The organism is Chitinophaga sp. 05T412 (genome assembly GCF_056396465.1).
The window spans coordinates 22,566-43,924 of sequence record NZ_JBFTLN010000016.1 but is presented as its reverse complement, the minus strand read 5'-3'; the positions used below and the strand labels follow the sequence as shown (position 1 = coordinate 43,924).

Here is a 21,359-nt window from a genome sequence, read left to right as displayed (position 1 = left end):
GCTATTGTAGCGAGTGATTTTTGCGGATATAATATACGCTTTGGTCACTCGCTACAATAGCTTTTTGCTTTCTGCTTTCTGCTTATTATCTAATCTGAATCGCTCTCCTTACGCCCGACGCCGGTTGCCACGACTTCATGATCTCTTCTCTTTCTTTGTTAAACGCTGCTACTGTTACTTTCTTTCCTTTAGCAGGTGGTTTAATCAGGGACACATCTACCTGCTCATTTACCGCTACTGCTTTATATTGCGTACGACCGTTGTTGATGTCGATGCTGAGGATAAGGCCGGGTAATTGTCCCTGGTATTCGGGGCCGGCAGATACCGGAATAGCGGAGGTAAACCAGGCTACTACATTAGCGGTATCGGCAACTTCCACGGTTTTTAACTCTCCATTTTCCATTTGGGTAGACGGGCGTTTGCCGATACGTTGTGCTACAGCTTCCTGGCAGGGATAATTCAGTATTGTGGACGTATTGCCCGTGAGTTTCCAGTTGAGCGGATGGATGCTATCCGTTACAATATAGTTTTTGGCGCCCAGCTCCCGTTGATCAATCACGGTGGCGGTGGTGAAATTACAATATCGTACATCGTTGGCATCCGCCATCATTACATGTATATCCATGCCGTCGTCCGATTGGGCTAATGTTTCCGGCACATCGTCTTCTTTGGTACGACGCAGTGATTGGTTGTTGGCAAACAATACTTCAAACTTATCTTTATGTGTGCGGGGCAACATTGAAACAGCGGCAGCATCAGCGCCCACCATCTGTGTTTCCATTTGCAGGGTACGTTCGTAAATCACCCGCCCCTGCTGTTGCTGCGCCCGGATAATCCCGGAAACAGCCATTAAAGAAAACGTTAAAATTACTTTTTTCATAGTCATCGCATTTTAAGGAATAAAGCTATTCCCTTCCAATAGCAACGCAGGTTAACGACGGTTTACTTAAGGTTAATTTAGGTTAATGTTTTCGTGTTAGGATATCCGTAAACGATACATTTGTATTACTATTGCTATCACTATCAACACATGCGTTATAAACTATCCATACGGGCTACTGCCTTTCTGATTGCGTTGACGATTTTGCTCATCACCGCGTTCCAGGCCTACTGGCTCACGAAGAATTACCGCGAAGAAGATAAGCTCTTTACAAGCCGCACCAATCTGCTTTTCCGCGAAACTATTTTCAGACTACAGGCGTCAAAGCTAAAGCTGGATTCCAACCTCAGCTTCCGGGCTACCAACCGGCAGGGAGTGATGCGTATCTCCAATGTGCTGACGGAGCGGTACCGCGATTCCATAGAAACTATTCCCGCACACCGCACCGTGATGTTGGCCATGAATGATTCCATTGAGCCCACTCCCGCACATCCCGCCATGATGGCTGCCCTGAAAACTACCGAAAAGGATACCTTCCATGTGCAATATAATATCACCAGAAGCGCCCCCACCATAAGAGTATTTGACTTCCTCACCGGTGTAGATTCCCTGCGTGATTCTATCAGCGTCAAAGAAATTACAGATCGTTATCGTACTGCACTGGCGAAAGAAAAAATCAATGCGGATTTTACTATTCAGGAATTGAAATCTGCAGATACTGCCACCGCGATGGCCATGCCTTTCCCGGATGATCTCGAAGGAAATATTGTCACCATTGGCTTTACGCAACCACTGAGTTATCAGGTGCTCTTCGAAAATAATACCTGGTACCTGTTAAAGCGTATCAGTCAGCCGATTGGTATATCAGTAATACTTTTAGGCATTACCATTTTCTCTTTTTTACTGCTATACCGGAACCTGAAACAACAGCAAAAGCTGGCGCAGCTGAAAAATGATTTTATCAGCAACATGACACATGAGCTGAAAACGCCTATCGCCACCGTCAGTGTAGCCATTGAAGCACTCCGCAGCTTTGATGTACTGGATGACCGGGAAACTACCAATGAATACCTGGATATTTCCGCGCAGGAAATACAGCGCCTCGGACTATTGGTTGATAAAGTATTGAAACTCTCCATGTTTGAAAACAGGGAGATTGCCCTCAACAAAGAACAGTTTGATATCCGCGCACTGGCCCGGGGTGTGATGGCTTCCATGAAGCTGCAATTCGAGAAACAACATACCACTACCACCTTACAAACCACCGGCAATAACTTCATTATTACCGCCGATAAATTACATCTCACCAGTGTACTCTATAACCTGCTGGACAATGCATTGAAGTATAGCCGGGCGAACCCCGATATTCTGGTACATATCATTGATCACAAACAATTTCTTGAAATACGTATAGCCGATAACGGTATAGGCATTGCACCCGAATATAAAACCAAAATATTTGAAAAATTCTTTCGGATACCCAACGGCAACCGGCATAATATAAAAGGCTATGGACTTGGCCTGAGCTATGTATCTCATATTGTACAGCGTCATATGGGTTTCATAGAAGTAGAAAGTGAACTGGGCAAAGGCAGTACTTTTTCTGTGAAGATACCTTTCGCAGAAGCCCCGGTGATCTATTACGATAAAAACCGGCGGATTGTCCGATATAAAAAAATATAGATGAGCATCAGAATTTTATATGTAGAAGATGAATTATCGCTGGGCAAGATTGTAAAAGAAAGCCTGCAGCGAAGAGGCTATGAGGTAGTCATGGAAAGCGATGGCGCCAATGTACTGGCGCTTTTCAAGCAGGTAAATCCGGCGGTATGTGTGTTGGATGTGATGTTGCCCAACAAAGATGGATTTGAAGTAGCTACAGAAATACGTGCCATTCATCCTGAAGTGCCCATCCTGTTTCTAACTGCTAAAACACAAACTGCCGACCTGGTGAAAGGCTTTTCACTGGGAGGCAACGATTATATCCGCAAGCCTTTCAGCATGGAAGAACTGATTGTGCGTATTGAGAATGTGCTACGCAAAACGCCGGCGCCTGTACCACCCGTACCGGACCAGGTAAAAATTGGCAAATTCCTGTTTGATACCCGACGCCAGGTGCTTACCGGTGGCGGAGAAGAAAAGAAACTCTCTTACCGGGAAAGTGAACTGCTCCGGTTATTGTATGAAAAACGCGATGGCATCATTGACCGGAAAACCATCCTGGACCTGCTCTGGGGACATGATTCGTTCTTTAACAGTCGTAACCTGGACGTATATATTACCCGCCTGCGTATTTGTTTAAAGGAAGATGAAAACCTCCAGATACTTACCATTAAAGGAGTAGGATACCGGTTTGTGCTGGACTGAGACATGCCTGTATCAGCGGGACTTATACCGGAGCCGCATGATACTGGGCAATACTATCAGTAATAACGGCAATGCCACTACGAAACCACCAATCACCGCAATAGCTAATGGCTGATGCAATTGAGCGCCGGTACCAATTCCCAGGGCGATAGGCATCAAAGCGATAATAGCCCCCAACGCTGTCATCAGTTTGGGTCGCAGCCGGGTGGAGATCGCATAAACGATCGCTTCATCTACGTTGGCGGTACTGGCCATAGATTCCCTGAACTGCAAAAATGTAAAGATGGCATTCTCCCCGATAATACCTACCATCATAATAATGCCGGTGTAGCTTCCTACGTTTAACGCCGTATGCGTAATGTATAAAGCCAGGTAACTTCCACTAATACCCGTAATAGCTACTCCCAGAATAATCAGGGCATCTATAAAGTCTTTAAATAGGAACAGGATCACACCGAACACCAGCAGGCTGGCAGTAATCAGTATGAGCAGCAGCTCATGAAACGATTGTTGCTGATCCGCATAAGCACCGCCATATGCAATACTGTAGCCTTGCGGAAGCTTTACCTCCGCATTTACTTTCTGACTGATTTCTTTCATCACCGTGCCCAGATCACGATTGTCCAACCGGGCAGTAACAATACCCATTGATTGCAGGTTTTCCCTGGAGATTTCTGCCTCTCCGCTATTGATCTTAACAGTAGCCAGATCCGTCAATGGCCGCAATCTGCCGTCAGGTAAAAATACCTGAAGATGGTTTATATCAGCCACGGTACGCTGACTGCTTCCCGGATATAACAGGCGGATATTGGCTAATTGCTCTTTTTCAAACACGGCTCCTGCTACGTTTCCTTCCAAGGCTGTTTGCAGCTGATACTGTAAGGCAGCAGGTGTAATACCATATTGTGCCAGCGCACGGCTATTGGGCTCCAGGGCAATAGAAGGTCCGGCGATCACAATGCCATCGAATACGTCCGCGGTGCCAGACACCGCACTTACCACCCCAGCTATCTGCCTGGAGAGATCATGTAATGTTTGTTGGTCGCTACCAAAAATTTTGACCTCAACGGGCTGTACGGATGTCATTAAATCGCCCAGCATATCACCGATTACCTGTCCGAAATCAACCCGTAGCGAAGGCTGCGTGGCCTCCACCTGTTTGCGTATCAGATCTATTACTTCATTGGTAGACCGTTGATGATTTTTCTTTAGCTGAATCAGGTAATCGCCCCGGTTAGGTTCGGTAATAAAGAATCCCATCTGAGTACCGGTACGTCTGGAATAAGCTGCTACCTCCGGAATGGAAGTGATAATCTTTTCCACCTGTTGCAGGGTACGGTCTGTTTCCTCCAGCGACGTTCCTGGCGGAGAGCTGTAATCCAATACAATACTGCCTTCATCCATCTCCGGTAAAAAACCTGTTTCCAGACGGGGGATGATAAAAAAAGTCATCAATAACAAGGCCACGACCAGCAACCCACTTACCCAGGGCCTGTTGATAAACCAGGTGACCCAGCGCTGCTTTTTCACATCGTGCCCCGGCGCTGCTGCCAGCAAAGCTTTCCGCTCTTTCTTTCGGTTAGTCAACAACAGATAGATGACGGGTAGTCCTATCCACGTGACCAGGAAAGAGCATACCAGCGTAATGATCATAGTATTGGTCATTACTTTAAAATAGGCGCCGGCTACCCCTGTCATGAGTAAAAAGGGAAGAAAAATCACGATCGTACTGAGGGAAGAACCCAACATTGCCGGAAAGAGATAGTGAATAGCTTTCTGTATCAGCGAAACGGTAGGCTCATCCGGATGATCTTCATGGGTACGGTGTATTTGTTCCACTACCACAATGGCATCGTCTATAATCAACCCGATAGCGGCTGCAATGGCGCCCAGCGTCATGATATTAAACGTTTGCCCGGTAGCATATAATATCGTGAGGGTGAGCAGCAGCGTGATGGGGATGGTCAGCAAAATAGTAGTACTTGCTTTCCAGGAGCGAAGAAAAATAATGGCTACTACAATGGCCAGGAACAGGCCAATCCACAAACTATCGGAAACACTTTTGATGGCATCTCTCACAAAATCAGCCTGTATATAGTAGGGGGATATCTTTACATCTGCGGGGAGTGTTTTGGCCAGCGTACTGATCTTTGCCTGCATCCGGTCGGACAAATCTACCAGGTTGGCGTTCGGTTGTTTGATCACCGCAATAAGGATACCTTCCTTGCCATTGGCGTTCACTTTTATATATTCCTTTGCCTCGCGGATAGCGACTGCTGAGATGTCTGCCAGTGTAACAATACGCTTGCCGTTGTTACTGATCACCAACTGGTCCAGTTTATCTTTGGAATCTACCAACGCGTCTGTTACGGTCAGATACAGGAGGCGGTAATCCGACAGGTAGCCATTGGATTTGATGAAGTTAGTCTGACTGAGCGCTGTATTCACCATATCCGGCGTAATGCCAAACGTACCCATTTTCTGCTGGTCCAGCTGTACCCAATATTCCTTATTTTTTCCGCCAATGATGCGTATTTCGGATACTCCTTCCACCTGCGACAAAAACGGTTTAATGGTGTAGGTAGCCAGGTATTTCAGGTCGATAGGAGAACGTTGATGACTTTCCAGCGTATAGCCGCTTACCGGTAGTATAGAAGGGTTCATTCTCTCCACCGTAATCTGTATATCCGGTGGCAGGGCGTTTTTAATCTCCCCGATTTTTGATTCAATCCGTTGCTGACTGATGTTGATGTCGGCCGACCAGTCCATATAAGCTGATATTTCACAGCTTCCCCGGCTCGTAGTGCTACGGATCATCTGCAGGTCAGGCACCTGTTTCACGGCCAGTTCCAAAGGACGGGTTACCGTGATCATCATCTTATTTACCGGCTGCTGCCCGGCATCTGCAATGATTTTTATTTTAGGAAAAGTAATTTCAGGGAATAAGGCAGATTGTATTTTTCCATAGGTAAATAAACCACCGGCAATGATGATCACCAGCAATACCGTCACCGGATTTTTATATGCAACAAAAAAATGCTTCATGCGATTATTTATTTACAATAGACACGGAGGCCGTATCCGGCAGGCCGTAATTACCGGTGATCAGGATGTTATCCCCGGGAGTTAATACGGGAGCAATCACTTCTATCCGGCCATTTGTTTCCATTCCCTTTTGAATCACTACTTTAATCGCGGTGCTGCTATCAATCATCTTCATGATCCAGTAGCTGCTTTGCGATTCGTCCGACAACACCGCCGCTTTGGGTACAAATACGGCATGCTGTCTTACCGCTTTTACCAATTTTACTTTTGCAATCAGGTTCTCCGGTACCGCCCCTGCCCCGCTTACCCGAATCACATAATTCTGTGTTTGTGATACGGCATCTACAGTGGGTAAGGGCGCTTCCATCGTACCCGGTAGCTGTCGCCCATCTGGCAGCCATACTACTACCTGATGATTTTCCGGGATGAGTGCGGTGAGTTCATAAGGTAAATTAAGAATGAAAGCAAAGCTATTATCGTCTGATATGGTGGCCAACTGTTCACCATCCTGTACGTAGTTGCCCGCCTGACTGGACAGCTGCGTAATATATCCATTACCGTTAGCCTTAATGGGTATCACACCGGTAAAACGAAAAGAGCTGTCGAGCTGATTAATTGTATTCCCCAGGTTTTCTGCTTCTTTTGTTTTCAAAAGAAATAATAGCTGTCCCCGTGTAACGTGCTGTCCTAACTTTATGCCGGAGGTTTGCAGATATCCATTAGCCACCGCTTTTACATTTGTTTTCAGCAAAAAAGTGGCCGTAGCGTTCAGCTCCACGGAATCTCCCATGGTACCGGTATCAGGATGTACCACTGTAACAGGGGTACCGCCGGACGTCGTTTTTTCTTCTGCTGCAGGCGTAGCCTGATGACAGGAAGCGGTAGCGATCAGCAATAGAGCGGCGGGCACTGGAAATAATTTCATGGCGGTATCAATTAGCGCTATTCCAATAATTAATCTGGTTAATGAGCAGGTACTTATTTATAATATTCTGCGTAATAATATTTTTTGCATTCAGGTAACTATTAATCGCAATTACGTAATCCGCTATTCTGACATCCCCATGCACCAGCAATTGTTTATTCGCCTGCATTAACCCGTTCGCATATACGATTTGTTTACCAGCCTGATCTATTAGCTGCTGCGCACTCTCCAGCTGTTGTTGTAGCTGCTGAATTTGCTGATGATACTGGCGGGAGAAGAAATCCTGATAATTCTTCCTCGTTTCTTCTGCGATAGCTACTTTGTGGTGTTGCATTTTGCGTTGCCGTCCATCGTAAATGGGCACTGCAACACTGAGGCCGGCACTCACCCCCACATTTTTATAGGGGTCTATTGCCAAAGTAGAATTGAACCCTCCATCGCCGAAAATACTCACCTTAGGCCGGTAGGCCAGGTTAATAGCGGCGTCTGTATTCCGCAACTGTAAACTGTCTATTTCAAACTGATGATAAAATACGGTGTTCTCCAGTATGGGCAATTGGTCAATTGCCAATGCGGGATCTGACAGAGGCGTAAATGTGGTATCGATAATACCTGAAAGATAATTTAACTGTGCGTAGTTGTTTTGATACTGTGTTTGCAGCTGTTTCAACAATAGTTCCTGCTGCTGTAAGGTAACGAGGAAGGTAAGGTAGTCCACCTGTTTATAGGTGCCTGTTTGGGTCAGCTTCTTCAAAATCACCTCTTCTTCTTTTAGTAACAGGAATACTTCATGATTGAAATTATATTGCGCCCAATCACCATATGCTGTGATATATTGGGCGGCAATACTTTTGCGTAGCTCCTGTTCAGAAATCTTCGCGGTATTATGCACCCCTTGCTGCTGCAGCTGAATACCTGCCAGCTGATTATCCAGGTTTTTTCGTCCGTTTAATTCTTTGGAAGCGGCTACCAATGCGCTTACCTGGCCGCCATTGGTGATGGCATTATCATACCCGATACCGTGAATAAGTGGCGCATAAGTATTATTGCTCACCCCATTCACCTGCAAACCATAAGCGGCGCGTAAACGCTGACTATCGATTTGTGCAGCCCTGATCTGGCCCTGATAATCCTTTAACAGTGGGCTATTTTGCCGGGCCTGATCCTGGTAGTAGGTAAGATTTTTTTCCTGTGCATACAAGTGCACGGAAAATAAAAAGATGAATAAGATAATACCGGTTATTCTCATTACGCCTGTACTTTTTTATTCTCGCCAGAAAACAATGTAACAATTGCAGGTAAAGTAGTCACACAAAAGTAAAGGGCAATTCTGTTTAACTTCTGTAGTCCTGATGGTTGTTCTGGCTGACTAATGCTCCAAACAAAGAATCTGTTGTTATTGTTGGGCAGCTGCTATTACCGGCCATCTATTTTTCCGGAAATATTAATTATTTCCTATTAAATTGGCTGGATATAGCATTCTTCATTAAACAGAACAGATGAACAAAATTATTGCATCCCTGGCTTGCTGTCTGGTGACGATGTCGTCATTCGGTCAGTCATCTTCACATGACCTGCATTTTGATAAACTGGCTACCCGCTGGGATGAAGCAGTACCATTAGGCAATGGCTTATTGGGTGCGTTAATCTGGCAAAAAGACGATCATCTCCGCTTTTCACTGGACCGGGCTGACCTCTGGGACATGCGCCCCATGAAAGGATTACATCGCAAAGAGTTCAGTTATCAATGGGTGATTGACCAGGTGCATAAAAAGGATTATACACCGGTACAGCAATATTTTGATGAACCTTATGATAAAGAAGCGGCGCCTTCCAAAATTCCTGGCGGCGCGCTCGAATTCAATACAAAAGCATGGGGCGCGGTACGATCTGTACATCTGACGCTGGCGAATGCGCTATGCGAAGTCGTTTGGGCCAATGGCGTGCGATTAAAAACATTTGTAGACGCCGATAAACCCCTGGGCTGGTTTCGTTTTGAAAACGTAGACACCTCGCTGGCGCCTCACCTGGTAGCGCCTAAATACCAGGGCTCCGTTACCAATGCCGGTGATCCGGTAGGCGGCGATGATTTGTCGCGCTTAGGGTACGCACAAGGCACCATCGTGCAAACCGGCAACAGCATTACCTATCATCAGGCCGGCTGGAATGGATTTACCTACGATATCAATGTGCGCTGGCGGAAAATCAATGCCACTACCATTGAAGGCGTTTGGAGTATTTCTTCACAATATCCGAAAGAACCGGTGAAGGTAAAGGCGGATAAAGTTACCGCAGCCACTGCTACTACCAGCTTTCAGCAACAATTCCGCAGTCATAGTCAGTGGTGGACAAATTTCTGGAGCAAATCCGCCATACACGTACCGGATACTTTGCTGGAAAAGCAATGGTACCTGGAGCAATATAAATTTGGCGCCGCTGCCCGCAAAGATGCGCCGCCTATTTCGCTGCAAGCCGTATGGACCGCGGATAACGGCCGTATTGCGCCATGGAAAGGCGATTACCACCACGACCTCAATACGCAGTTGAGCTATTGGCCTTCCTATAGCGCCAACCACCTGGAAGAAGCCATGGGTTACCTGCGCCACCTCGAACAAAACAAGGCTAACTATGAGCATTATACGAAAATGTACTTTAACGCCAAAGGCTTAGCGGTGCCCGGTGTTACCACACTCGATGGCACTGAAATGGGCGGATGGATACAGTATTCCCTGTCGCCCACCGTATCGTCGTGGCTGGCGCAGCACTACTACCTGCAGTGGCGCTACAGCATGGATGCCACCTTCCTGAAAGAGAAAGCTTATCCATGGCTGAAAAGTGCGGCTACTTTCCTGGAAAATATTACCATTATCAACGCCGGTGGACACCGGCAGCTGAAAATCAGTTCCAGCCCGGAAATCAATGATAATGACCTGAAAGCCTGGTTCCCGCAAAACACCAACTACGACCTTGCGCTGATGAAGTTCACCTTCAGCAAGGCTGCGGAACTGGCGGAGGTGTTGAAGCTGCACAACGAAGCCGCGCACTGGAAAAAAATATTGTCGGAGTTCGACGACTTCGCCGTTACCCAAAACCAGGAGCTGATGTTTGCACCAACGATGGCGTATAACCAGTCGCACCGCCACTTTTCACACATGATGGCCATTCATCCGCTAGGCCTCATTCAATGGGAAGATGGCGCCAAAGCGCAGGCTATTATCAGTCGTTCTATTCACCTGACTGATAGCATCGGCCCCGACTACTGGTGCGGCTACTCCTATTCGTGGATGGCCAATCTGAAAGCACGGGCAAAAGATGGGGAAGGCGCCGCGAAAGATCTGCAAATTTTTGCCCGGGCGTTTTGTTCCATCAACAGCTTCCATCTCAATGGAGATCAAACCAAATCCGGTTTATCGAAATTCCAGTATCGTCCGTTCACGCTGGAAGGCAATTTTGCTTTTGCGGCTGGATTACAGGAAATGCTGCTGCAGAGCTATGCCGGCTTCATTAACATTATGCCCGCTATCCCTGCCAGCTGGCACAACGTGGCTTTCGAAAACCTCCGCGCAGAAGGCGCTTTTCTGCTGAGTGCCCAAAAAGACGGCGGACAGGTAGCCGAAGTAAAGATTGTGGCGGAAAAAGGTGGCCACACCCGCCTGAAGCTGCCGTTTAAAACATATTTCGCGGCCAGCAACAAAGGCTTCGTGGTAAAAAATACTGGTGATGGATTCCTGGATCTTACGGCAAAACCAGGCGCCGTGCTGTTGCTGAAAAATGGCTATGAATAAGTGATTTATCGATATATCAAAGTCCCTCCTGCAAGGCAGTAGGGACTTTTTTTATGCCCCTTTTTCTTTACAACACCAGGCCTTTTTGCCCTGGCTGGTTCAAAAAATAATTTGTTCATAAGTAAACGTTCATTTACTTTTGTAATGTCAAAGGTTCAGATATGCGTACCAGAAATATTGAAAAAGAAGCCGCTATTCGTAGTGTTGCCTTGAAAATAATTGCAGAAGAAGGGTTGGAAAACCTGAGCATGCAGCAACTGGCCAAAGCGGCCAATATATCTCCCCGTACTATTTATTTAAAGTATGAGAACAAGGAAGATTTGCTCATTAAACTATATATAGAAGAAGTACTTGGCGCCTATGAAGCGGCCGTACTGGAACACTTTTCAGAAACCATGGATTTTGCAGCGGGCATGCAGCAAATATGGCGGAATATTTTTCATTACTTCAAAAATAACCGCCCCGCTTTTGTACTGATGCAATACGGCAAATCCTCTCCCCTGCTCAATAAGGCATATCAGGATAATAACATCCGGGAAGGCGATTTTTTTGGACCGGTCATGCGGTTTTTAAAGCATCATAGCCAGGCGGGCATCATCAAAAAGTTTCCACACGATGTATACCGGCCCCTGTTGTTCTCACCGGTACTGGATCTGCTGAGTGAATACTTCGACTACCAGGAAAGACCCAAACAAATTATTACCGAAAAAATGATCCACGACTGCTGCGAAGTAGTCATCAAAGGCATACTCATCTAACTAAAAATATTAACACATGCACTTACTCCAAAACAAAAAAATCGCCATTATCGGTGGCGGCCCCGGCGGCCTTACACTCGCCCAGCTTTTACAAATGGCCGGCGCACAGATCAGCGTATATGAAAGAGATCTCAACAAATCAGTACGTGTACAAGGCGCCACCCTCGACCTCCACGCCGACTCCGGACTGATGGCCCTCGAAGCGGCAGGACTCATGGATGCCTTCAAAGCCAACTACCGCCCCGGAGCTGATAAATTACGCATCGCAGATAAAAACATGCATCTCCTGATGGACGAACCCATCAATGCCTCCGAAGAAATGTTCCGGCCGGAAATTGATCGCGGTCCGCTGAGAAATATCCTGATGGATTCTCTACTACCGGATACCATTGTTTGGAATAGCCGCCTGACATCATTACAGCAAATAAACAACGGCTGGCAACTGACTTTCCAGAATGGCCATATCGCTGATGCGGACATCGTGATCGCTGCAGACGGCGCCAACTCCATCGTGCGTCCGCTGGTAACGCCTATCCGGCCTTTCTATTCCGGCGTAACCATGGTTGAAGGCAGCGTATACAACAGCGCTACCACCATTCCCCAACTGCATCAATTGGTAGACGGCGGAAAAGTATTTGTATTGAGCGACGAAAAAACGCTCATCCTCAGTAGTAAGGGAGATGGAAGTCTGGTGTTTTATACTGGTTGTAAAACTACGGAAGACTGGGTACAGACCAGTGGTGTTAACTTCAATGATCGCGATGCGGTAAAAGACTGGTTTCAAACCACCTTCACCGGCTGGAACCCGCTATGGATGGAGCTGATAGAACACGCGACCATTCCATTTGTTCCCCGTCCGCAATATTGCATGCCGCTGGACCAACACTGGGAAGCATTACCCAATATCACACTGCTGGGAGATGCCGCTCACCTGATGCCACCTTTCGCCGGAGAAGGCGTGAACATGGCCATGCTGGACGCATTGGAATTAAGTCAGTGTTTAACACAAGGCAACTACCCCGATGTACACAGCGCCATTGCCGGATATGAGCAACAAATGAGAACCCGCGCATCTGTTGCTGCCGCTACCACTATGGAACAAACCAGCATATTGCATTCGCCTGCAGCTACCGCACATTTACTGGACATGTTTAGCTAAGCAGCAGGCACTGCTTCCGCAGGGGGATGAAACTCTTTCTCACTTTTTGCAATCACAATAGTAGCCACGCCGTTGCCGATGATATTTGTCAACGCCCTGGCTTCACTCATAAATTTATCTACCCCCAGTAAAAAAGCCAGTCCTTCTACCGGTATTTTATGAATAGCCGTTAAGGTAGATGCCAGCACAATAAACCCGCTGCCCGTCACGCCCGCTGCCCCTTTCGACGTAATCATCAGTATTCCGATGATGCTGATTAATTCGCCTATACTCAAGTGTACATCGTATAATTGCGCAATAAAAATAACGGCCATCGACAGGTAAATAGAGGTCCCGTCCAGGTTGAAAGAATATCCGGTAGGTACTACCAGTCCCACCACGGATTTGCTGCAGCCCAATTTCTCCAGCTTCTGCATAATCGACGGCAACGCGGACTCTGAAGAAGAAGTACCTAATACCAACAACAATTCCTCGCGGATATACCGGAGAAATTGCAGGATACTCATTTTGTAATATCTCAAAATACTTCCCAGTACGCCCAAAATAAAAATGGCCATGGTCAGATATACCGTGCCCATCAACTTGGCCAATGGCACTAATGTATGTAAACCAAATTTACCAATGGTATAAGCCATCCCCCCGAAAGCCCCCAGTGGCGCCAGGTACATCACATACTTCAATGCCGTAAACACCCATTTGGATAACCGGCTCAATCCTTTAATAGCTGGCTGCCGGTACCGGGAATAATTCAGCAGGATACCCACCACGATCGCCGCCAGTAACACCTGCAGGGTAAGGTTATTTAGGAAGAAGTTCCACCAGTCGAAGCTTTCAGCTGCATGGGACGTATACTTCGATGCATTCTGAATTTGTAATCGCGATTTATCTATTTTCCCCGGCTGCATCAGCAATGCCATCAGCACGCCTGCGGCCAGCGACAGCGTAGACACCACTTCAAAATAAACGAGCGACTTCACCCCTATGCGTCCTACTTTTTTCAGATCATCCATGCCACTGATCCCTAAAACGATGGTCAGAAAAATGATGGGAGCAATAAACAGTTTGATGATATCGATAAACGTTTTGCCAATAATTTCCATTTTCACTGCTGTAGCCGGGGCCATAGTACCCAGTATCACCGCAGCAATAATGGCTATCAACACCCAGAAAGTGAGGTTGGTAACGATGCGGATATGCCATTTTCGTGGCGCAGTAGTGGTAACCGCTGAAATATTTTCAAGCATAGGTGCGATAGATATTGGTGAATTCCAGCTTTAATTAACGAAATTCCTACAGCATTACCGAAGGTTAATTTTAATTATCATTTATATTCTTATAACTTACACCTTCAAACATGCCACTATGGCCCCTTTTCTCGAATATCTTCCAACAAGGCATATGCAACACAAAAAAAGAATGTTTACTACCATAACAGCGCTTGGGCTGCTGTTCCCTTTATGTACCATAGCTGCCACTCCGCAGCCCGACACTACTTTTCACCCTGATGCGCACCATCTTTTCACCGCCGGCGTTGCCAGTGGCCTGATGGGTGGCTTATACRACGGCTTCTACGCCATCGATTCGTTAAAAACAAAAGGCGACTTTGGCCTTGGCGCACCAGATAAACTGGATGGAGAAATTATGGTGCTGGATGGCAAGTTTTACCAGACGCAATCTTCCGGTAAAACCTTCGAAATGCCGCATCCGCAGGATCTCGTCCCCTTTTGCATGGTTAACTATTTTAAGCCGGACCGGGTCATTTCCGTACCCGCTAAAATGAACAAAACACAATTGTATGCCTACCTCGACAGCCTCCTGCCCAACGTTAATGGCATGTATGCCATTCATATCCGGGGGCAGTTCGAATACCTGAAAACCCGGGCGTTCCCACCGGTACAGGAGCAGCCCTATCCTCAGCTGGCAGGGATGCTTAACCGACAGCACTTCTTTCAGTTCAATAATTGCAAAGGGGATCTCATTGGCTATCGCCTGCCGGCATACATGGATAATACCAACATCTCCGGCTATCACTTCCACTATTTATCCGATCAGAAAGATGCCGGCGGACATATTGTAGATGTGACCAGCGGCATCATCACCATTGAAATATCACAACTGAACAGCTATACCATTGCGGTGCCGGATACGCCTGCCTTTAATCATTTCGATTTCAAAAAAGACAGGCAGGAAGATATTAAAAGTGTGGAAAGAGGATCAGCGAAATAAAGATTGTGTATAAAAAGAAAGGCTTCAGCAATTGCTGAAGCCTTTCTTTTTATACACAATGTTAACTTAGTGCATTGGCGTACTATTCACTTCTTCACTTCCTGCTATCACACCCGCCAATTCAGGCTTGGTTACTTTCTCCCTGCTCAGTATCCTGTGTGTAACGAAAATACTGATCAACATACAAACTGCTCCAATGAGGAAGTGTACGCCAGGGAAATGAAAAGGTGCCTTGTCAGAGGTGAAATAAGCGAAGGTACTGTTCATCATCAGAGGACCTACAATTGCTGTAAGACTCATCAAACTGGTTAATGATCCTTGTAGTTCTCCCTGTTGATTAGGTGGTACATGCCCGGAGATGACAGATTGCAGGGAAGGGCCACAGATCCCTCCCAGGCAATATGGTATCAGGAAGGCGAACATCATCCAGCTTTGTGTGGCGAAGGCAAAAAGTACCAGGCCGATAGTATAAAGCGATAATCCCAGATAAATACTTTTTTCGTTACCAATTTTAGGATTGATAACACGCGTTAATCCTGCCTGTACAGCGCCTACTAAAACGCCCACTACAGCCAGCGAAATACCAACCATCGACTCGCTCCAGTTAAAGCGATAAATAGTGAAGAAATTCCAGTTTCCCTGTACGGCCTGTGCACCCAGGTAGATAAGGAAGAAGCTGAATGCCAGTCCACCTATTTCTTTGTGTTGGGTTAAGAATTTCAGTGAGCCAAACGGGTTCGCTCTTCTCCATTCAAAAGGCCTTCTGTTTTCCGGCGCCAGAGATTCCGGCAGGAAGAAGTAACCATACAGGCAGTTCAGCAAACAAAGCGCGGAAGCGGCGTAGAAAGGTGCGCGCATACCCCAGTGTGCGAGGAGTCCACCCAGTGCAGGCCCCAGGACAAAACCGATACCGAAGGCGGCGCCAATGAGTCCGAAATTTTTGGCGCGGGAGGTTTCATCTGTACTTACATCAGCGATGTAGGCAGTCGCAGTGGTAAAGCTGGCACCCGTGATACCGGCAATAACACGGCCCAGAAACAGCCAGCCATAAGCCGGTGCAAGCGCCAGGATAATATAATCTATCCCGAAACCCAGCAGGGATAGCAACAATACCGGACGACGTCCGAATCTATCACTCAGGTTACCGATAACAGGTGCAAACGTAAACTGGGTAATCGCAAACACAGATAAAAGCATGGCGCCGTATGGGCTGGCCTGGTTAACCGGAATGTGCTTTAAATGCGCAATCAGGTCGGCCATTACCGGGATAATTAATCCCCATCCCATAATGTCAATGAGAAGTGTAATGAAAATAAAACTAATAGCGGCCTTTTTGGATGTATACATAGTAGTGGTTTAAAAACATGGTTTGGAAATTCTAATAGACGATTGATTGGGCCCCCTGCTGTAGCGGGCATATGGCATTCATACGGTAAAGATATACATGACGGGTTTCGGGAAATAATGCGTTCCGGTCAGGCTCACCGATTTACCGGTAAAAGGGACACTTTTGCCGGTAGAAATTTTAGCAGGGTGATAAGTGTTATCACGCGAATAGATGTTATCTCATGTTGCAAAGTTATTCATTTCCATCAAAAAAGAAAGGGGTGAATAAGACAATAAAAAGGTTTTTTACGACATTCCGTAACAGGGCGTGGTACCACGTTTCATCCTGTGATGACTTATTTTTCTATCTTTGGAGCATGAAAGTAATAGTCGACTTTATTTCCAGGTTCACCGAAGTTAGTGAGGAAGATGCCGAATATTTATCGGGTTTTCTGCGGGAGAAAAAGTTTAAAGCAAACGATGTTATCTTCCGTGGTGGTAACGTATGTGAAGCCATGTATTTCGTGGTGGCCGGTACTGCCAGGTCGTATTTTGTGAACGACCAGGGGCAGGAATATACCTGGACCTTTAACTTCAACGATGCCGATGCCACCTTCGAAAATTCTATTATCATCGATCATCACAGCTTCATCAATCAAACCCCTTCCGCACTTACCGTGGAAGTGATTAAAGACCTGGATGCGGTGGAATTACGGTACAAAGACTTTGAAATCATGATGGCTAAATCCGCCAAAATGCATGATATCGTTAAAATATTTACGGATAACGGCTTCAGCTATACGTACCAGCGCGCCTTCAATTTATTCACCCGCTCTGCCAAAGACCGGTACCTGCAACTATTAAAAGACACTCCCTACCTGCTCAACAAATTTTCCCACTACCATATCGCCTCCTATCTGGGCATCGCCCCACAGAGCTTAAGTCGCCTCCGGAGAGAAATTATGAACGGCGGTTAATTTCTTCACAAATGTGAACGAAAAAAAGACGATGAAGGGCTAATTTCGTATCCGTGATACGGGAATTGACATCTCCGCGTATTAGCTTTTTATCACTTATCAACGTTTAAAAATGACAGCTATTCTGATATTTTTTGGGGTGCATTGGTTTTTCTCCCTGTTCTTTCACACGTTCTACCTGCACCGGTATGCATCGCATCAGATGTATACGACCAGCAAGTTCTGGGAGCGCTTCTTTTATTTTAGTACCTGGTTTTTCCAGGGATCATCGTACCTGATTCCAAGAGCTTACGGCGTCATGCACCGCATGCACCACGAATACAGTGATACCGAACAAGACCCACACTCTCCACACTTCTTCAAAGATGTTTGGGGCATGATGATACATACCCGGAGTATCTACAATGGCTTCGTCACCCGTACCAGTACCGTAGATCCAAAGTTCCTGGAAGAACCCTTACCGGAATGGGATGCACTCGATAAATTCGGCGATAGTAACATTACCCGCTTACTTTGGATGGCAGCGTATGTTACCTTCTATATCGTATTTGTACCAGCCGGCATGTGGTACCTCTACCTCCTGTTACCCATTCATTTCMTGATGGGGCCCGTACAAGGCGCGGTAGTGAACTGGTGCGGACATAAATACGGTTACCAGAACTTTAAAAATGGCGACCATTCCAGAAATACTTCTCCATGGGGTATCATTCTGCTGGGAGAACTGTTTCAGAACAACCACCACAAATTCAAAGACAGCCCCAACTTTGCCAAGAAATGGTATGAACTGGACCCCAGCTACCAGGTGATGAAGTTGATGCACTTCCTGCATATTATCCGGCTGAAACCAGCCCTGCTGACAGCAGCGCAGTTGAAAAGTGCGAAGGCCGCTTAAGGAGCAGAAAGCAGAAAGCAGAAAGCAAAAAGCTATTGTTGCGAATGTTGAAAGCATAGGATAAAGTATCCGCGCTGATCATTCGCAACAATAGCTTTTTGCTTTCTGCTTTCTGCTTTCTGCTTTCTGCTTTCTGCTCTACGGCAATTGCTTATTCTTAAAATAGCTCATAAACCCACTAACGCTATCCAGCCGGAATTTAGGCGCCATCTCGCTACCGGACTTAATCACAAAGGGTTCAATCCTACCTTTCTGCATGGCCTCCAGCAATTCATAGGCTAACTGTTTGCCTCCCGGGCTTTCATAAATTTCCACAATCCTTTGCCAATACCATTCCGGCGATGCCTGGACAACAGTTCCTTTACCGGTTTCTGTCCAGACAGCCTCTCCATTCCGGAAAGTAATTTTATAACCGTTTGTTTTACCTAATGCGGTTCTCTCTCCTCCTTTTATTTCTGACAACAGGAATTTTATTTGACCGGTATCCCTATCCTGTATTTTATAAACTCTGTCCAGTATAGGTACTTTGGTACTGCGCGCCGGCACATTGACCACTGCCAGTACTTTGTAATTGGAATAAATCATTCCGTCTGCTACAAATTCACCGGTCGCCTCTTTGGCGTTATTTAATAATGTTCTGATTTGTTTCTCGGCGGCAGTCACGCCAAGGGTTTTGTTGGCAAGGCCATCGAAGATCTTCGCCATTTCCTTTTTCTGAAGCGCCGCCATATCCCGGGATAGTTTCGACTGGTATTCTTCCAGCGCTTTGAACTCGGCCGACTTACGGATACTTGATTCGGCCCTGCTCATCAGCTTTCCACTACCACCGGTAGCACCTCCTGTACCTCTGGCGTTCATCCCTCCCTTTCCGCCGGTACGCATCATAGGTCCTCCGGCGAAAGCCGGCTGTAACGGCGGCTCAACGGCAATGGCTTCCGCTGCTTTTGCTTTGACAATTTTTGCATTCTCCGCATTGACAGCGGGCGCCCGGCCGGCGATATCCCTCACCTTATCCACTGCTCGTCTCCAGGTGCCTCTTAATTCCCGGTTGGCAATATCTACCTGTCGCTGTTGCTCCAGCGCTTTCGCCAACTGCGCTTCTGTGGGCTTCTCCAGGGTAGTAATGGTACCTATTTCATTCTCCGCCCGGATAGTGCCGGTAGCGGAATCCAATGCCCCCCGGCTGGGAGGTGTATTCAAGACATCGGACAAGCCGGTATTATCCCGCCCCACCATACGTGGGTTTTCCCGTATACCCGGCATTTTGGGTTCAAAGTGTGGCCGCGGGGCGAACATCATAAATGTCAACCCGAATATTTTCGCTGCGGTGGGACTGACCTTCTCAATCTGCTCTTCTAATTTGTTGCCGCTGTAAAACAATACGATCTCATAAATCAAACCGGCAAACCCGGATTCTATCAGCACCGGCAGAAATCCCATCGCCATAAATATCAGCTGCGAAATGATTACAATGCCCTGGGTACTTTTATAAATTTCAAAAATCATTGCGCCATAAAAATGGTCGGCGACAAACTTTTCATTTACCTTGAACAAATGCGGTTTTAATCCTTCAAATTCAATGTAGATGTTATTGTGGTTATCAGGGTCTATATATACGATGGTAATACCGCCATAGGCCTTACTGCTGCCCACACTACTCCCCGCACCTACCGTTGCCTTACCCAGCTCCGGCCCTGCCTCGTTCAACGCAATCTTCGTTTCACTGATCGTTTTCAGGTGCAGCAGCGTGGGTGCATTTTCCGGCTTGCTGACCAATGTCTCCAACTTGGGTCCGTTATTTCCTTTTATGGCATAATTTACCGCCTCCGTAAAATCATTGATGGCGGTCCAGATGTTTTGAATTTTCAGGGTTTCTTTCAGGTTTACCCAATCTATTCCCTGCAATTGGCATTTGGTGAGCTGATAAATATTTAAGAACGCCTTCAGTTCATCTGCCAATACTTCTACTGTTACTTTACCATCCAAACGGGCAGTAATAATACGTTCCATATTGGAGTAGTACTGGTAGCTACTCTTGATAGGTTGCAGGAACCAGCTGACCTCTTCTGTGGTAAATCCAAAGCGGTTGCGCGTATACAGCTGCACCGCCCGCCCTATTGCCATCAGGCGGACGCAGGTGATCACATAGAGCACATAATACAAGGTGGCCTTGCGCGGGTCAGGATCATGGATATACGTTTCTGTACGTTGTGTTTTTTTATCTTCCTTCTTCGTCACTACCGGGGTATATTCATCCCGCAAATATTTAATGATCTGGAAAATAACGAGTACATCACCACCCGCTTCCTGTTTTATATATCCTGAAAAATCATCCAATGCTTTATTGAGTAACTTTACATCTGCTTCTTTCCATACGTCTTTTCCATTTGCACTATTCCAAACCGGCTCCACTTTCTTCAGTTGCCACTCCAGACGTGATTTTACGGTAGCACTGGTTTTAGGGTCAAAGTCGTATAGGTCGCTGCCAGCTTTTGGCGGATAACCATATTGACGGGCGTATTCATCTTTCAGCGTATCCAGTATCGATTTGCTTTGCATTCTTTTCTTGCGCTGCTCTTCGCGGAATGCATTGATGGCAGAACGGGTAGTGGGATTAAGATCCAGAAATCTTTTCTTGTAGCTATTATAGCTGTCTGTTACGGTATCACCTTTCAACACTTTATCCCAGATCTCAAATAAATCGCCATGGTTGTGATCCACTTTGGCGCTTTGGAAAAACAGCCATTGAAAAGTAACATCGGACATGTAATAGTGAATGCAGTTGGCATTGTAGCTGTATCGTCCATACAATTCCAGATATGCGTTCATCAGTTGTACCAGCACCTGCGCGTCTTTGGTAGACAGCACAATTTTAATTGCCGCCTGGTACTCTTTGGTAAACAGGTGCTGGTACTTATCATTGAAATCGGTTTGATTAGCGATCCGTTCTGTTTGCTGAGAAAATACTTTTTCTATGATCTGCCGGAAATTCGCTACGCTGCTACTTTCTGCCATGACC

15 protein-coding genes are annotated in these 21,359 nt (G+C 46.5%); 8 read left to right on the top strand and 7 right to left on the bottom strand.

The annotated features are described in order from the left end of the window. Positions 1-85: 85 nt before the first annotated feature. Positions 86-880, bottom strand: a complete 795-nt coding sequence (locus AC1DFM_RS27905) for a GLPGLI family protein (RefSeq protein WP_477080062.1) — start codon at positions 878-880, stop codon at positions 86-88. A 150-nt stretch (positions 881-1,030) separates the two neighbouring features. On the opposite strand from AC1DFM_RS27905, the gene AC1DFM_RS27900 reads away from it, so the two are divergent. Together AC1DFM_RS27900 and AC1DFM_RS27895 are read left to right on the top strand one after the other, a co-directional pair. After that, positions 1,031-2,563, top strand: a complete 1,533-nt coding sequence (locus AC1DFM_RS27900) for a sensor histidine kinase (protein WP_477080061.1) — start codon at positions 1,031-1,033, stop codon at positions 2,561-2,563. Next, positions 2,564-3,247, top strand: coding sequence for a response regulator transcription factor (locus AC1DFM_RS27895; protein WP_477080060.1), 684 nt, complete (start codon positions 2,564-2,566; stop codon positions 3,245-3,247). A gap of 12 nt (positions 3,248-3,259) precedes the next feature. On the opposite strand, the gene AC1DFM_RS27890 is transcribed toward AC1DFM_RS27895, so the two are convergent. From AC1DFM_RS27890 to AC1DFM_RS27880, 3 genes are read right to left on the bottom strand one after another with little or no spacing between them, the layout of a single operon-like run. Beyond that, complete coding sequence (locus tag AC1DFM_RS27890) at positions 3,260-6,292, bottom strand: efflux RND transporter permease subunit (protein WP_477080059.1); 3,033 nt, start codon at positions 6,290-6,292, stop codon at positions 3,260-3,262. Positions 6,293-6,296: 4 nt separating this feature from the next. Next, on the bottom strand, positions 6,297-7,217 hold the full coding sequence (locus AC1DFM_RS27885; protein WP_477080058.1) for an efflux RND transporter periplasmic adaptor subunit: 921 nt from the start codon (positions 7,215-7,217) through the stop codon (positions 6,297-6,299). Positions 7,218-7,224: 7 nt separating this feature from the next. Next, positions 7,225-8,466 carry a TolC family protein gene (locus AC1DFM_RS27880; RefSeq protein ID WP_477080057.1) on the bottom strand — a complete coding sequence of 414 codons (1,242 nt, stop codon included), beginning with the start codon at positions 8,464-8,466 and terminating at the stop codon, positions 7,225-7,227. 250 nt (positions 8,467-8,716) lie between these two features. On the opposite strand from AC1DFM_RS27880, the gene AC1DFM_RS27875 reads away from it, so the two are divergent. From AC1DFM_RS27875 to AC1DFM_RS27865, 3 genes are all read left to right on the top strand, one after another. Continuing rightward, positions 8,717-11,002: a glycosyl hydrolase family 95 catalytic domain-containing protein gene (locus AC1DFM_RS27875; RefSeq protein WP_477080056.1), complete on the top strand. Its 2,286-nt coding sequence runs from the start codon at positions 8,717-8,719 to the stop codon at positions 11,000-11,002. A gap of 161 nt (positions 11,003-11,163) precedes the next feature. Further along, positions 11,164-11,760, top strand: coding sequence for a TetR/AcrR family transcriptional regulator (locus tag AC1DFM_RS27870; protein ID WP_477080055.1), 597 nt, complete (start codon positions 11,164-11,166; stop codon positions 11,758-11,760). 16 nt (positions 11,761-11,776) lie between these two features. Continuing rightward, positions 11,777-12,919: an FAD-dependent oxidoreductase gene (locus AC1DFM_RS27865; protein WP_477080054.1), complete on the top strand. Its 1,143-nt coding sequence runs from the start codon at positions 11,777-11,779 to the stop codon at positions 12,917-12,919. Here the strand turns inward: AC1DFM_RS27865 and AC1DFM_RS27860 are convergent. After that, positions 12,916-14,163 (bottom strand): cation:dicarboxylate symporter family transporter, encoded by a 1,248-nt coding sequence (locus AC1DFM_RS27860; protein WP_477080053.1) that lies wholly within the window; start codon positions 14,161-14,163, stop codon positions 12,916-12,918. The genes AC1DFM_RS27865 and AC1DFM_RS27860 overlap by 4 nt on opposite strands. Before the next feature lie 172 nt (positions 14,164-14,335). Here AC1DFM_RS27860 and budA point away from each other — a divergent pair, with 172 nt between their 5' ends. Beyond that, positions 14,336-15,145, top strand: coding sequence for an acetolactate decarboxylase (gene budA / locus AC1DFM_RS27855; protein ID WP_477080052.1), 810 nt, complete (start codon positions 14,336-14,338; stop codon positions 15,143-15,145). Positions 15,146-15,211: 66 nt separating this feature from the next. Here the strand turns inward: budA and AC1DFM_RS27850 are convergent, their stop codons facing one another. Next, positions 15,212-16,492, bottom strand: a complete 1,281-nt coding sequence (locus tag AC1DFM_RS27850) for a TCR/Tet family MFS transporter (protein WP_477080051.1) — start codon at positions 16,490-16,492, stop codon at positions 15,212-15,214. Positions 16,493-16,848: 356 nt separating this feature from the next. Between AC1DFM_RS27850 and AC1DFM_RS27845 the strand changes: the two genes are divergently transcribed. Together AC1DFM_RS27845 and AC1DFM_RS27840 are read left to right on the top strand one after the other, a co-directional pair. Then, positions 16,849-17,448, top strand: coding sequence for a Crp/Fnr family transcriptional regulator (locus AC1DFM_RS27845; RefSeq protein ID WP_477080050.1), 600 nt, complete (start codon positions 16,849-16,851; stop codon positions 17,446-17,448). Positions 17,449-17,560: 112 nt separating this feature from the next. After that, positions 17,561-18,340: an acyl-CoA desaturase gene (locus tag AC1DFM_RS27840; protein WP_477080049.1), complete on the top strand. Its 780-nt coding sequence runs from the start codon at positions 17,561-17,563 to the stop codon at positions 18,338-18,340. Between the two features lie 138 nt (positions 18,341-18,478). Here AC1DFM_RS27840 and AC1DFM_RS27835 read toward each other — a convergent pair whose 3' ends face one another. Further along, the gene (locus tag AC1DFM_RS27835) at positions 18,479-21,355 is read right to left on the bottom strand and encodes a hypothetical protein (RefSeq protein WP_477080048.1); all 2,877 of its coding nucleotides are present in this window, start codon (positions 21,353-21,355) and stop codon (positions 18,479-18,481) included. Positions 21,356-21,359 lie beyond the last annotated feature (4 nt).